This is a genomic window from Endozoicomonas sp. ALC020 (assembly GCF_049275935.1).
Taxonomy (GTDB): Bacteria; Pseudomonadota; Gammaproteobacteria; order Pseudomonadales; family Endozoicomonadaceae; genus Endozoicomonas_A.
This window is the reverse complement of sequence record NZ_CP184830.1, coordinates 4,890,423-4,905,631: the sequence shown is the minus strand read 5'-3', so window position 1 is coordinate 4,905,631 and position 15,209 is coordinate 4,890,423. Positions and strand designations below refer to the sequence as shown.

Sequence of the window (15,209 nt, the reverse complement as noted above, 5' to 3'; positions counted from 1 at the left end):
TTCAGCACTCAGCCTCACTAATAGGTTGAGATTTTTTTCAAACAGAGGAAACTTATGCTTCCAGGAGAATGGCAGACTCCTCCTGGTGACGGGATTCCCATTGATCCAGGGCATCAATAGCCAATTGTCTGCCCACAGCCGCGATCTCGTTAAAGCGATGGAATTCGTAGAACTGACAGATGTTTCGAGGCACATTGACCAGGACATCTGGCTGATAGCCCGCCATTTTATATCGGGAAAGTGACTCCTGCATCACTTCCATGGATTGGTTGGAAATTTCCATCAGGCTCATGGAAGCACTGAGTTCATCCTGAGACTTTTTACTCTCATTGACACCTACAAACTTGTCAATAAGCCCGTCAAAAATGGATTTTTTCTCCTTCTCTCTCTCTTCAGCCCCGTCATTTTTCTGAAAAGGTTTGCCCAACAGATCAACAGCCACCACCATATCGGCCAGAGCGGACCCTGCAGGTGCCATTGGCAAAGGATTAAGCACACCGCCGTCTACCAGCACCTGACCATGTATTTCTACCGGACTGAACAAAGAAGGAATGGCACTGGAAGCACGAATAGCCGTCACCAGATCACCACGCTGGAACCAGATTTCCTTGCGATAAGTCAAACTGGTAGCCACCGCTGTATAAGGAATCGGCAGATCTTCTATACGACAGTCACCAATAATATCGCGCATGCGTTCAAAAAGACGGTCACCCTTGATGACGCCCGGACGCCCCAAAGAAATATCCAGCAAACGGATAATCTCGAACGAATCAAGGGTCTCGGCCCATTGACAGTACTCATTCAGTTTACCCGTAGCCCATAGACCACCGATCAGTGAGCCCATGGAAGAACCGGCTATAGCCGTAATTTTGTACCCTCTGGCCTCCAGCTCCCGAATGACCCCGACATGGGCATAACCCCGGGCACCACCACTGCCCAAGACCAGAGCTACTCTTTTTGTCATCGCTCTTGTGTCCTTTGAATTGCTTGCGTTGGGCAATAGCATGAACCCTGTCAGCCCTCAGGTCTATAGGGTCTGGATACTTTGAGTTATCGGTAATGACTGAAGTCAACCAGCACTCTGTTTCGATCCAGACAGCAGGTTTACTCATACTGGTTTTTGTTTTTTTCCCGGGAGATGGCAAGGTATTGCGATGAGTATGGTCGAAACTGTCAGGCTAGCCTGCCCGCAATCTGAGCTACACTCAGCCCTGACTAAAGGAAGATGGAAATTTGAGTGCAAATTAAAACAGTGATCTTTCTTATAATCGGGACGCTCTTGATCTCTTTGGCAGTCAGCGGATTTGGTGATAGCCGTTTTCAAGGACGTCTGCTCATCGTCACAAACAGGGCGCTTGACCAGGAGGCTTATCTGATAACAAATTTTGTCTTCTTTGTGCCTGAAGACTCTCTGGCCTTGTTTGAAGAAATGCTGGTCGCTGCAAATGCTACCCACATTGGCAGGGTGCCAATAGACGAAGTTTCATTCAACTGTTATCTACTCAATCGCGATAACATTGAAACTCCCTCAACGGAACAAGGAAACTTCTTGTGCATCAGCCCTGCATTGCAACTGGATAGAACTGACAGTGACGAGGGTGACCTGGCTACAGGTAAGGTTTCTGAGGAAGCAGAGAAAAACGGCATGAGCTTCGCATTGCCAGAATGGCCCGCATTAATACCTGAACCCAACTTGCGATTATCAGGGGGAGGCTTTCCATTTGACCCACCACCGCCTTCTCCTCCTTTTATGCCGGGTATTCCTGCCAAGGGATTTTTTAATCTGCCCGACTGGCAGTTTGACTACCTATTAGCTTTGGCCCGGATCAGCCAGTGGCTGAAACAATGGCTTCATAATGGGTATCCCACCACTTCCGGTAAATCCCGACAATTCGTCAGGGCAGCAGATTTATCTGCGGCTTTGGATGGAATTAAAAAGGCACACAATAAATCCTTATTCCGCCAAATGCCGTTAGATGCCTCAGAACTGCTTGCTCAACTTCCAGGGAAAGGTTTGTCCGGCTATTCGCAGATACATCAGTCAGAGACAGTTATGTTGTATCCCGTATTTATACTACCAAAGTCTGCGTCAAACAGCTTTGAAGAAGCGCAAGGGGTTGAATATGTTGGAAGAACTTGCAGCATATGTCTGACTAATTTTGAGGAATCTGACGACGTAGTGAAAACGTCATGTTCGCATTTGTTTCATATAGACTGTCTGAAACTGTGGTTAACGACAGAAATTGATGAGCGAACAGTTAATTCCTGCCCGGAATGTCGACATGATCAGGGCGCTTTACATGGTTTTTTGATCCATAAAGAAAACACTGTCAACCAAGAGAGACTAGTCAGCTTTGCTCGTATCGCACTCCAAGAGGTTGCTCAAATTGTAACGGAAATGCAGGCAGGGAGAAGAACCTGGCCTGAAGATGAAGAGTGTACCTATGCAAGGTTGAGCACTGCAATACGTAGCAATGATCCGGCCATTACTGAGCAGGCACGAGCACTTAGGCCATTGGTTAATTTTTACTCTGTGCAGCATCTGATGTCACAACTGCGGGCAGGTAGAGGAACCTGGCCTGAAGATGACGAATATATCTATTTAAGGTTGGGTAGTGCAGAACGTCGCAATGATCCGGCTATTGCTTTGCAGGCACAGGCACTCAGGCCAATGGTTAATTTGCACTCTGTGCAGCATCTGGTGTCACAAATGCAGGATGGGAGAGGAACCTGGCCTGAAGATGACGAATATATCTATATAAGGTTGAGAGGTGCAGAACGCAGCAATGATCCGGCCATTGCTGAGCAGGCACAGGCACTCAGGCCATTGGTTAATTTGTACTCTGTGCAGCATCTGGTGTCAGAAATGCTGGCAGGAAGACGAACCTGGCCTGAAGATAACAAACATATCCATGCAAGGTTGAAAAGTGCAGTACGCAGCAATAATCCAGCCATTGCTGAGCAGGCACAGGTACTCAGGCCATTGGTTAATTTGTACTCTGTGCAGCATCTGGTGTCACAAATGCAGGATGGGAGAGGAAACTGGCCTGAAGATGACAACACTATCTATGCAAGGTTGAGAAGTGCAGAACGCAGCAATGATCCTGCCATTGCTGAGCAGGCACAGGCACTCAGGACATTGGTTAATTTGTACTCTGTGCAGCATCTGGTGTCACAAATGCAGGATGGGAGAGGAACCTGGCCTGAAGATGACAAGCCTATCTATGTAAGGTTGAGTAGTGCAGAACATAGCAATGATCCTGCCATTGCTGAGCAGGCACAGGCACTCAGGCCATCGGTTAATTTGTACTCTGTGCAGCATCTGGTGACACAAGTGCTGGCAAGGAAAGGAACATGGCCTGAAGATGACAACCCTATTTATGTAAGGTTGAGTAGTGCAGAACGAGACAATGATCCGGCCATTGCTGAGCAGGCACAGGCACTCAGGCCATACGTTAGTTTTTTACACCGTGAAGTATCCGGTGTCACAAGTGCAGGCAGGGAGGGGAACCTGACCAGAAGATGACAACCCTATCTATGCAAGGTTGACCAGTGCGGAACCTGGTAATGATCCGGTCATTGCTGAGCAAGCACGGGAACTTAGGCCGCTGGTTGATAAATACCGTCGTAAGTCGTCAGTCAAGTGCTTCCCTGAAGATAGCCATCGCTTCGAGCAACAGACAACCACCTTGGCAAAAGCTGGTGGAGAGCGTTTAAAGCACTTTCAAGTCCGATGGTCAATGACCTTGTTATCATGGTTTGACGGCTGTTTTTAAATAAGAAGTAATTTGTGGTTTCACGACCAGCTTCATTGTCAACTTAATAGTGAATTCAGCAGCTAATGCCGCTACTTTTACCTTTCGGTCAGGTAATTTTCCACAAGAATTAGCGGCTGCAGCAAGGCTTTTAGAAATATTCACCAAACCTCTGGTGGCGGACCGGAATGTTATGTCAGAGACGCCCTTTGGCATCAAATTCTCTTCAACTTGACAACTCCTTACCTCTCGGACCCGGAATCTTCCTGAGTCACCCTGGGCAATGCCATTAACCTGACAGCCCGAGTTTGTTCTTAAATGGGCAGGCCAGTTTTGACCGCAAAGTTTTTCCAAGATCATACTAACATCCTTGTCATAAGACTTAGCTTCGATACTTTAACAATAGGAATTTGGTTCAGATCTCACAATTAGATCAAAGTATTACTTGTTGCCTCTCCTGATGTGGGCTGGTAGTGCTTTATTTACTGGCTGACTAAATATTAAACAGTGAAAACGGGGCGTTAAAAACATTCTCTGTCTGTTGCTTAGAACCTTCTCAGCATAAGAGCTTTTCTAAGTACCTGGCCAGTTGGTTTCGCATATTCTGGCGAGTGGATTTTTTCATCCTTCAAGGCGCAACGACGGGCGCGTAGCCGTAGCTACGCAACCAGAGTTGGAACGCAGAAGGGTGGAAAAAGCCGCCGTCCAGAATATGCGAAACCAACTGGTTAGGTACTTATATGCACAGGGAACTAAATGCATAGACAATGATCTAAAACTATAAGCCATTTGAAAAATCAGAGACAGGAGTATGAGATATGAACGGAACCAGACCACCCGGCACACCACCCGGCACACCACCCGGCACACCACCCGGCACACCACCCGGCACACCAAGTCCGTCAGCACCTTATCAAGAGCCCACCGACAATTGCCCTGTTTGTCTCGAATCCTTTGCCGGAAGGGAAGTCAAGGTTCTCGAAGATTGCCGCCATATGTTTCACGAAGACTGCCTGGCGAGGTGGCTATCGGACAATAATATCTGCCCTATGTGCAGAACCAGTCTCAGGGGAAGGGAAGTACAACCAGTGCCTGCCATGCCATTGAACTTTCTAGATTTGTTGCTTCATCAGCCAATCTACTTCGAGTTCACTCTATCTAGGCAGCAGAGATTGAGTTGGCCAGAACATTCAATCAACTCACCCAGAGTTGACGCTCGTTACGGCTAATTAAAAGAAATCACTGTGAAATTCCCTTGGGTCACTTGGGTTGCTACTTTCTCAAGTTTTCGCAGTGGTTCCTGTTTTGACGAATGAATGGGATCGGGCCACTCTTTTTCTATCTGGAAACTGTTGTACCATTAGCCCGACTTGGAGGTAATGGTGCATTTCGCCTTTATATGTGATGCTTTATTCTAAAAAACCGCCCTATTCCGGCAAAAGCGGGCTGAGGTATATCATGCGTCTTGAAAATGTGCGTCTACATCAACAGGAAGGCCTGTTTGATATCCTTTTTAATCAGGGCATGATCCTGAGCGTTACTCCCGCCGGTACTCAACGCCAGCCTGACACTGATAGCCTTGACGCCGGGGGTAAGCTGGCACTCCCTCCCTTCATTGATCCTCATGTCCATCTGGATACCTGTCTAACGGCAGGTGAACCCGTCTGGAATCGCACAGGCACCCTCTTTGAAGGGATTCAAAACTGGTCTGAGCGCAAGAAAAACCTGACTCACGACGACGTCAGGCAACGAGCCAGAAAAGCACTTGCCTGGTATATAGGTCAGGGCGTGCAGCATGTTCGCAGTCATGTCGACACTACCGATCCGGGTCTTACCGCAGTTCATGCTCTGCTTGAGCTGAAAGAAGAAGTTAAAGATCTGATTGATATCCAGCTGGTCGCCTTTCCGCAGGAAGGCATCCCATCTTTCCCTAAAGGTGCAGAGCTTCTCGAAGAAGCCATGAGACTTGGCTGTGATGCCGTCGGCGCTATTCCCCATTTTGAATACACCCGTGAATATGCTCTGGACTCTCTCAATACCGCCTTTGACCTTGCCGAAAAATACGACAGCCTGATCGACATTCACTGCGATGAGATAGACGATGAACAATCCCGATTTGTCGAGACTGTTGCCTGTCTGGCTCTGGAACGCAACATGGGTCAGCGTGTGACTGCCAGTCATACTACTGCCATGCATTCCTATAACAACGCCTATGTCGTGAAGCTGATGCGGCTGCTGAAACGGTCAGGCATACACTTTATCGCCAACCCGGTAACCAACCTGAACCTTCAGGGGCGAATGGATTCTTACCCGAAACGCCGTGGTATTACTCGTATACCAGAACTGCTTGAGGCCGGTGTAAATGCTTGCTTTGGTCAGGACGACATTGTTGACCAATGGTTCCCGATGCAGGGCTGTAATATGCTACAAGTGTTGTTTACAGGTCTGGTGGGCTGTCAAATGACAGGGCTGGATCAGATAAATCAGGGCATCGACCTGATTACCACTAACAGTGCGAAATGCCTGAATATTCACGACCAATACGGGATTGAAGAAGGGAAACCCGGCAACCTGATTGTTTTGGACTCCGAGACCGTCTTTGATGCCATCAGACGTCAGTCAGTGGTAACCCACTCTTTCCGCAACGGCCAGCTGATTGCAGAAACCAGACCCGCAGAGTCGTGCATCAGGGCTAATCACTCGCTGTCTGGCCCTATCGATTATTCTTTCTGCCCTCAATAAGCTTTTTATCTGATAGACACCAGGAGAAGCAGATACTTAGAATCTGCCTGCTGAAAAAATACTTGCCTCCCTCTTGGGGAGGCAATGTTATTCACGGTAGAATAACTGCCTTAAAATTAAAACATAGCCCGGTGCAGTCGCATCCGGGGCAGTCAACCCGCCCTTTTTAATCGTAACCAAACCATGAAAAACAGCGATTTACAGGCTCGCTTCAACGCCATACGCTCCAACAAGATATTTGAGCTCTTTGTCGTTAGTATCATCATCTTCTCTGCCCTGGTCATTGGCGCGAAGACTTATAAGCTGCCACCGTACCTTGAAGGCACTATCAGCGTGCTGGACGTCGGTATTACACTCTTTTTTCTGGTGGAAATACTGATCCGCTTTTTTGGCGAAGAGAACAAAAAGAATTTCTTCAAGTCCGGCTGGAATCTCTTTGACACCCTGATTGTGATCGTCAGCCTGATCCCGGTCAGCGATACCGAGATGGCTCTTGTGGGTCGATTAATCAGAATTTTCCGGGTACTGCGGATGATATCTGTCATCCCCGAGCTTCGACTGCTACTGAACTCACTGCTGAAAGCTCTGCCACAACTGGGTTATGTCATGTTGCTGATGTTCATCATTTTTTATATCTACGCCGCTGTTGGCAGCACCTTCTTCCTGAATATCAATCCTGAACTCTGGGGTAATATCTCCATCAGTATGCTGACCCTGTTCAGGGTCATGACTTTCGAAGACTGGACCGATGTCATGTATGAAACCATGGCTGTCTACCCACTGAGCTGGGCCTACTATCTCAGTTTTATTTTCTTCACGACCTTCGCCTTTCTGAACATGATCATTGGTATTGTCGTCAACGTTCTGGAGGAAGAGCGTCAAAAGGTGCGCAGTGAAGAAGAAGCTATTAAGAATGAGGGTCAACCCAACCTTGAAGATTTGCAGCAACAGCTGACCGAAATCAAATGCCTCCTGCAAAAGAAAAGCTAATCATCGGGTCTCTGCCAGACTGTTTAGCCTAGGAGCCTGACCGAGAATAGACTGCCCTACTGCGGCGGCAGCAAATTGGTCTGAAAATCCGCTTTTGTTCGTCAAATAGCTCGCTATTCTCCTCACAAAACCGAATTTTCATCCTCAATTTTCTGTCGTCCTCGCTACGGGCGCTATTCTCGGTCAGGCTCCTAGCAGGTTGGAGATACTCAGAACAAACGGTTCAAACCATCCAGAGTAGCCACACGGTAGGCTTCGGCCATAGTGGGATAGTTGAATGTGGTGTTCAGGAAGTAGCGGATATTGTTAGCTTCCCCTTTTTGGGACATCACAGCCTGACCGATGTGTACGATCTCCGATGCCTGGTCACCAAAACAATGGATACCCAGCACTTCACCGGTCTCGCGGTGGAACAGGATTTTTAGCATACCCACTGTTTCGCCGGTAATCTGGGCCCGGGCCAGCCTCGAGAAGAAAGCTTTGCCCACTTCATAGGGCACAGCAGCAGCTGTCAACTCTTCTTCGGTTTTACCCAGCGAGCTGATTTCCGGAATGGTATAGATACCGGTCGGTACTTCGTTGACAAAACGCCACTGCCCGATATTTTCCATATTACCTGCGGCGGACCTGCCCTGATCATAAGCGGCACTGGCCAGGCTGGGCCAGCCAATCACATCGCCCGCTGCATAGATATGATCAATCTCTGTCTGATAATTCTCATTAACAGACAGCTGTCCGCGGCTGTTCGGCTTCAGACCTATCAGTTCAAGGCCCATATCCTGAGTATTGCCCGTTCTGCCATTGGCCCACAATAGAATATCCGCTTTCAGCTTCTTGCCTGATTTCAGGTGCATCACTACGCCGTCATCCAGCATTTCCACTTTCTGGTATTCTTCATTGTGACGAATAATGACGTTCATTTTCCGCAGCTGGTAGCCCAGAGCATCGGAAATCTCCTTATCCAGAAAAGAGAGCAGACGATCACGGGTATCCACCAGATCCACCAGCACACCCAGACCAGAGAAAATGGAGGCATACTCGGAACCGATAACACCCGCTCCATAAATGATCATCCGGCGTGGAGTAGTGGTTAGCTGAAGAATAGAATCACTGTCGTGAATCCGTGGATGACGGAAGTTAACATCTGCAGGCTGGTAAGGACGGGAGCCGGTGGCAATCAGAATATTGGACCCGTGAAGTTTTTCGACATGGCCATTATCCTGCTGAACCTCAATAGTATGCTCGTCAACAAAGGAGGCATGGCCAAAATAAAGATCAATCCGGTTTCGGGCATAATATAAGGTGCGGGACTGCACCTGCTTCTGAATGACGCGTTCAGCCGTTTTCAAAACCTTGGGAAAACTGAACCAGCGGGGCTCACCAATTTCACGGAACATGGGATTGGTATTGAAGTCCATGATCTGTTTGACTGAGTGCCGCAGAGACTTGGAAGGTATGGTACCCAGATGGGTACAGTTACCACCTACAAAGGCATTCTGCTCAACGACTGCAACCTTCTTGCCCAGCTTGACAGCATTCATTGCCGCCCCTTCGCCCGACGGCCCGGAACCCAGCACAACCAGATCGTAGTGACTTACACCCATCCTTTAACCCCTCAAAGCGATCCGGGCAGCATTGCATCAGGTCATGAACTCTGTGCCCAGAGGTTCATGACACTGCAAGGCTCCCATATTTTTATTAATTTTCTCAGAGGCTGCCCACAAACTTTAAGGGAACAGCCTCTTAACCTTCAATACAGAAACAATCGGTCATCCGTATTGGGAAACTCCGGTTTTTTCCGGATATTGCTCGCACTCTTCCTGCAGAGCAGAAAGCCCGTTCAGAGAGCAAATCAACTCTTCTTAACAGTCTTTTCGGCAGTCGCATCGTAAAACAGATGCTCCATATCCCTATGCTGACCTTCAGAGAAAGGATCGTTCTTGTCCCCACCGCCACAGATCATGCAGCCATCCTTCAGGCCAAGGGTGCTCAAACCACCACAGGACCCCTTGATCGGCTTGTTGGCAACAATTACACCAATGGCCATCAGGGCCATCAGTAGCAAAAAGATTCCAAATGTAATCAGCATCAGTGTCATGATATTGCCCTCCTGAGAAGAGGCCCGTAGCTAAAGAAAACACTCTTATTTATCTAGCACCGCTCGGGCACTGTTAATTTTATATGACAGTTTTTCATTGCAATAAGTGCTCTGTCGTTTGCAATGGCAGCCAGGGTTATCGGCCTGGTCATCACTCAATTCTGTTCTGGCAGAAAGGGTTTGAATGCATCACTGCTGACCGCTTCAAAACCCTTTTCAGTATGATAGGTGAAGTAGGCTGAGATTCCCTCCCTGTTGGCCAGCTTCAGACCTTCTTTATCACCTAAAACCATAAACAGGGTGGCCAGTGCATCAGCCTCAGCAGCATTATCCTCAATCACAGCCACTTCGGCCAGACGCCCCATTTCAGGATGGCCGGTTCGGGGATTGATCGTATGGGAATACTTCTGGCCATCCACTTCAAAATAATTCAGGTAGTCGCCCGATGTCGCCATGGCCCTGTTTTCCAGCTCAACAATCAGGGCCGGATTACTGCCGATCATAGCTGGACCACGGATACCCAACTTCCAGAGAGAGCCATCCGGTTTAGGGTCACCGACTATGACCTCACCACCAATCTCAACCAGATAACTGTTGATGCCTTCTGACTTGAGCAGATAAGCCACTTTGTCGACACCATAACCTTTGGCAATGGAGCTGAGATCCACAAAGACGTCTTTGGTTCGGGTCAGCTCATCGTTTCGGGTATCTGCGATAACCGCCTGATAACCCACTTTAGCCTGAGCTGCAGCAATCTCTTCATCAGAAGGCAGTTCAGCCGGATAATTATTGATCATCCATTCTATGTATTCCGGAGCTTTTTTATCACCGGAACCGGACGATTCTTCTTTACTTTGTGAGGCTTGCCTGCTGGCATCGGAAGGGCCAAAACCCCACAGATTTACCAGAGGACCCACAGTCACATCGTAGGCACCATCCGACATGCGGGAAACCACCAGACTTCTCTCGACAAGATCCACCAGCTCATCGGAAGCCTTGAATGGCTTCCCGATTTCGGCGCGGTTGAATTGCATCAACTCGGAGTCTTCACGGTATGTAGACATGCTGTCGTTGATCTCTTCCAGCAGCCTATCCACCTGCTTTTTAACACTCCCTGTCGAATGGGAAAAAGGCGTTGAAACGTAAGTAATACTGTAGGTAGTGCCCATGGTCTCACCCTTTATATGCTTCAGGGTAGGACGCAAAGACAGAGCATAAAAGCCAGCAGCCAGAAGAATTAAGCCGATCAACAGTGACCACTTATAGGATTTGGACAACAACCTGTTCTCTCCCGTAGACACTGGAAATGCCGTTCTGACACCTCCAGAATTCGTTCAAGGGGACGCAGTGTACCACCGGGAGTGTTGCATCGTCATCCGTACAGAGCACCAGAGCGCTTTCTTATCTGACCAGACCATCAATATTGACTGGTCTGCCAGCCGGAGCACATCTGAATACCCTTCTCCAGATTGCTCTCAGGTGTCTTTCCGGTCAGGTTCATGATCTTTTGTCAGGTCGGTCAGATAAAAACACTCTCTGGCTCAAAAGCCCCTGCTATTTTTGATACGATCTAATCGTTGGTCCGTCAGCCCAGGTAGCGTGGGTACCACTACTGATACGGTGCGGAAGCACAATGCGGCAAAGGGCTCCTGCTTCTAAATCTCTGGCATCGATCAACACACACTCCGAACGGTTTTCATTCATATCCGTAATGAAGGTCACCAGGTAACCGTCGTCTTCATCTTTCGCGTTGATACGCGGTACAAAGGGCGCTTCACTGCCAAAGCGCTGTTCACCAAAGGGCAGGCTCCAGGACTCACCGGTCTGAGTATCATGCTTGACAATGCCTGAGAAAATAAACATATCGGGCTCACCCCAAACGGAATACACGAATCGAGATTTCTGGCCAGCGTACTGTTGATTAAACGTGCCGAATTCCAGATCCCGATCATCCAACCTGCCCTCAACAACCTCACCTGTTACCAGGTTAAATCGCCAGCGATACAGCTTCGGCTGAAGATGATTCAGGGCCAGCTGAGCCATCAGTTTACCAGCGCCTTTGGGCAAGCCAGGGATGGGATCCGGATTGGGGTTTTCCTGAAAATATCCTTCCAGAATAACTTCATCACCCTCTTCGTAGGCATTAAGCCAGTGCAAAACATAAGTCGGCTTTGCTTCAAACTGAACAATGTCTTTCTCGTTACCGAACCTGGGAATGATAGAAAATCGCGAAGGCAACTCAGGGTAATAGCAAGGGAAGTGAATATTGTCTTCCAGCAGCACGGGGTCCCAAAACAGTGGCAGGTCGGCAAAAATCGAGTAGTTTTCAGAGAATGCCATGTCATGGGGCAAGCGGGGACCGGGTAGCGGCACCGGTGTGAAGTGCACCAACTTGCCGTCACGATTAACGACACCGTAGTGTTGATAAGGTGGATACCTGGAATAATTGAAGAACAGCATCTCACCCGTCTTTTCATCGACTTTCGGATGGGCAGATATCCCATCAATGGGTGCCCAGCTAACTGTGCCCAACTGTTCAAGGGTATAGGGGTCCAGCTGATAACCGTCACCGCATTGCCAAAATGTGGAAATGATCTTGCCTGCGTGAACCACCACGTCCGTTGATGAACCATCTTTCGAACTGCCCTGAGCACCAACCCCCGGGCGCTTCGACATCTTGTGGTCATTGATAAAACCAGCCCAAAGCGCTTCTCCGGCCTCCTGCTCGGCGACAAACCCCTTGGTGCGAACAAAGCGGTTACTGTATTCAGCCTTTCCATCGCGAAATGACATCGCATGAATCATGCCGTCAGCATCAAAAGGGTGGTAATGACCGATGGGTTCCTGCACAGGGTTTTCAGTATTTCTTACATATACGCCGTCTATATCGGTCGGTATTTCCCCAATAACCTCCATATCACAGGCCGTGAATTCCGTGAAATTGGGAGTCCAGGCACCGCTTAGATAGGGGTGTGAACTGGGCTTCAGACTGTGTTTGACCTCGTTCTTATGGGTAATCTTCATCATTTACCCCCTTTCCGGGCTAGTGAAATACTGGGCTCTGAAGGAGCGTGGGAACCCATACCTATCTCGCGCTGCAGAGTCCGCTTTTCAGGGGAGAAGCGAGGCGTCGCCTCGCTTTCAGGTGAATGTTGCAAAATTACTGCCCGCGCACAATAAACCAGTCCGTAACGTAATTGACCTGGGGCTTTCACAGTCCTTGTTGCTCCAGTGTAATAAAGAGTTTTCAACAGTCTGGATAGCAATAGGACCACCTGTGCCAAACATACCGATGCAGAAACCGGAGTCTATGTAGGTCGTGGAATGAATCCACTCTTGTGTAAAGGTATCTGCCAAGTTTAGATAGCTGAATGGCTTAACTGTTTTTATATCAGTGACTATTGCTTCGTTGTAACAGGTTATAACGTTTTTAATAGAGAATTTTTTTACTCCGCAGTGCAAGAAATGTTCGAACTGATGACATGATGGAAGCTGATCCTTATCGTCTTCGCAAGTCGTACAGTAATTGGCCCCTAGTGAAATCCACTGAACAAATCGTTTTCCCCAGAGAGCCGGAGGGTGATATTCACGCTCAATGTCGTCCTGCTCTTTGACAACAAAAGAAATATCGTCATCTTTGTCTTGAAAAAGTGATCTTATGTACTCATTAGCGCCCTCATCACAAAATGAGCCAAAAGCTCTGCCTCCGATTTCAAAGCTATGGAGGGTTGTTTTGTTGGTAATAGAGGGATTTATTAATGACTGATGTGTCTGTATAAACGAATCCTTTATATAAACCCTGACAGTTTTTGCATGGCCTGTTTTTTTACCGGCAAATGAGGTGTTGCTGTTTTCCTCTGGACTATTGTTGTTCACGGTTTTTTCGGGGCGAAACACAGTGTTTGTGCTAGATGATATGTTCATCATATTTCCTGTTTTTTTGCGCAAGTACGATTGCATTGCCTATTGGCCATAAGAGCGCCCCCAGCCTTGTTAGAGTTCATCCCTTGAATCAGGGAGGTTAGGATCAACAAGGCCTTTCTCATCCACCAACCGGGTAGTAAAAGAATGAAAATAGTTTAATCCGTTTAATGGATAGCTCAGCCCCTCCAGCTTGTCGGGCCGCGTGTAGTGCGCAGAAGCTTTTTCCCACTGGCATTGCCTGGGCTCTATCCAGGCACCTTTTGTCCAGGCTTCTCCAGAGGTCAAACCGGTATCGCATTGATAGACGAACTGCCCAAAACCTTCAAAGTCCGCTTCTGCAGAATAGATAATGCCCTTTTTCATGCTGATCATATGATGATGCGCATAACGCTTCTTCTTCTCTTTAGTGGCTGGCAGTAAATCAGATTTATCCTGAAAGTCGTGGGTCACTCTGAATGTTTTGGGATAACCATCTTCAAGCAGCGGTGGTTCTTTGCCATCCAGTATTTCCAAGCTCACCGCTTTTCCCCAGGCACCAATATAGGCCATGCTCACGGGCTCTACAGGGTATCGAACAACGACCAACTTGTGATGCTTGCCTCTGAGCACCATTGAACGGGTGTAAGGGTCAACATTAAGGCCACTGAAGTCTCCTCTCAAAGTGGAAGGCACAAGAGCGTGTATTTCTAACATATCGCTCGTTATATAGTTGGTTTCGCCGAACTGTAAGAGACCATCCCCTTTCGCATTGATCGGTTCATCTTTTATATCATCCCAACGGCTGGCAGGCTTGCCATTATTGAGGTTGACACTTTGCAGGAGCGCTCTGGAGTAATAACTCTCAGATTTCTTCAGATTTCTTTGCATGATACCCAGTACATGGAAAGTTCCTTCATTATCCTGGTAAATATCCAGCCCGGTCATGGGTTTGGAGTGATCAACCCCCTTGCGGAAATCTTCCATTGGAAGGTAGGTTCGGTGTTCCCAGCCCGGTACTGTCACCAGCTCTTTCTTGTCAATATCGATGATAAACAGATGTCCATGCTGAGCGGCAAACAACCAGTTTTTCTTATAGCGCTGGTTAAATTCAGCACTATGCGCCAGATAAACAGGCGAGTTGGCATAGGATAAATTGAAGAAACCAAGATTTGGTGATGGAGAATCGATTGAGAAAGACTCCTCTCCTTCGCCCCCAACAAATACCAAACCGTTGGAACAACCAAAAGCAAACCGGTTATTTCCCAGAGGCTTATGGAATGAACTCAGACTGTGATGATGAGCCATGGTTTTTCCGGTTAGAGGGATATTGGTAAATTCATTCATAAGACAACCGGGAAGGTTACCATTAAAAACCGTTTTCCAGGCCTTGCTGCCTGGCCTGCTTTCGATAACAACTGCATTACCGTCACTATTGACAGCTCCAAGCTGAAATACCAGGGTTTCCTCAGCATGTGAATTCAGTGAGGATACCAGCGTGACAGACGACAACAACAGAGCTTTAAGTGTCCGGATCATACAAACCTCCTTATCAGGGTAATAATGTAAGTACCTAACCACAAATAAATGGCCTCTATGAGTTTTGACTCAGTAAATTGCCAAGGGTTCAATGAAACCGACAATTTTAGACGAGCGGGCTAAATAGGCCACACACTGCAAAAGTTAAGAAAGGCAGGTCAGGCTGATCGGGCACAGACCGTCGT

General features: G+C 48.0%; 12 protein-coding genes. 4 read left to right on the top strand and 8 right to left on the bottom strand.

Annotated features, from left to right (window positions below; all coding sequences use genetic code 11):
- Positions 1-52: 52 nt before the first annotated feature.
- A complete protein-coding gene (locus ACOJUO_RS18360; protein ID WP_422133389.1) occupies positions 53-964 on the bottom strand; it encodes a patatin-like phospholipase family protein in 912 nt (303 codons plus the stop codon).
- 273 nt (positions 965-1,237) lie between these two features.
- On the opposite strand from ACOJUO_RS18360, the gene ACOJUO_RS18355 reads away from it, so the two are divergent.
- Complete coding sequence (locus tag ACOJUO_RS18355) at positions 1,238-3,526, top strand: RING finger domain-containing protein (protein WP_422137750.1); 2,289 nt, start codon at positions 1,238-1,240, stop codon at positions 3,524-3,526.
- A 226-nt stretch (positions 3,527-3,752) separates the two neighbouring features.
- Here ACOJUO_RS18355 and ACOJUO_RS18350 read toward each other — a convergent pair whose 3' ends face one another.
- The gene (locus ACOJUO_RS18350) at positions 3,753-4,115 is read right to left on the bottom strand and encodes a hypothetical protein (protein WP_422133387.1); all 363 of its coding nucleotides are present in this window, start codon (positions 4,113-4,115) and stop codon (positions 3,753-3,755) included.
- 458 nt (positions 4,116-4,573) lie between these two features.
- Between ACOJUO_RS18350 and ACOJUO_RS18345 the strand changes: the two genes are divergently transcribed.
- The 3 genes from ACOJUO_RS18345 (at position 4,574) to ACOJUO_RS18335 (ending at position 7,487) form a co-directional block, all read left to right on the top strand.
- Entirely contained in the window at positions 4,574-4,984 is a 411-nt protein-coding gene (locus tag ACOJUO_RS18345; RefSeq protein WP_422137749.1) for an RING finger domain-containing protein, read from the top strand.
- Between the two features lie 229 nt (positions 4,985-5,213).
- Positions 5,214-6,497 carry a cytosine deaminase gene (gene codA / locus ACOJUO_RS18340; protein ID WP_422137747.1) on the top strand — a complete coding sequence of 428 codons (1,284 nt, stop codon included), beginning with the start codon at positions 5,214-5,216 and terminating at the stop codon, positions 6,495-6,497.
- Positions 6,498-6,680: 183 nt separating this feature from the next.
- Positions 6,681-7,487, top strand: a complete 807-nt coding sequence (locus tag ACOJUO_RS18335) for an ion transporter (RefSeq protein WP_422133384.1) — start codon at positions 6,681-6,683, stop codon at positions 7,485-7,487.
- 209 nt (positions 7,488-7,696) lie between these two features.
- Here the strand turns inward: ACOJUO_RS18335 and sthA are convergent, their stop codons facing one another.
- From sthA to ACOJUO_RS18305, 6 genes are all read right to left on the bottom strand, one after another.
- Positions 7,697-9,091, bottom strand: a complete 1,395-nt coding sequence (gene sthA / locus ACOJUO_RS18330; protein WP_422133383.1) for a Si-specific NAD(P)(+) transhydrogenase — start codon at positions 9,089-9,091, stop codon at positions 7,697-7,699.
- 248 nt (positions 9,092-9,339) lie between these two features.
- Positions 9,340-9,585, bottom strand: coding sequence for a (Na+)-NQR maturation NqrM (gene nqrM, locus ACOJUO_RS18325; protein WP_422133382.1), 246 nt, complete (start codon positions 9,583-9,585; stop codon positions 9,340-9,342).
- A gap of 155 nt (positions 9,586-9,740) precedes the next feature.
- Positions 9,741-10,862, bottom strand: coding sequence for an FAD:protein FMN transferase (locus ACOJUO_RS18320; RefSeq protein WP_422133381.1), 1,122 nt, complete (start codon positions 10,860-10,862; stop codon positions 9,741-9,743).
- 277 nt (positions 10,863-11,139) lie between these two features.
- Positions 11,140-12,612: a carotenoid oxygenase family protein gene (locus ACOJUO_RS18315; RefSeq protein WP_422137746.1), complete on the bottom strand. Its 1,473-nt coding sequence runs from the start codon at positions 12,610-12,612 to the stop codon at positions 11,140-11,142.
- Positions 12,613-12,726: 114 nt separating this feature from the next.
- Entirely contained in the window at positions 12,727-13,533 is an 807-nt protein-coding gene (locus tag ACOJUO_RS18310) for a hypothetical protein (protein WP_422137745.1), read from the bottom strand.
- Between the two features lie 45 nt (positions 13,534-13,578).
- A complete protein-coding gene (locus ACOJUO_RS18305; protein WP_422137744.1) occupies positions 13,579-15,024 on the bottom strand; it encodes a hypothetical protein in 1,446 nt (481 codons plus the stop codon).
- Positions 15,025-15,209: the final 185 nt, after the last annotated feature.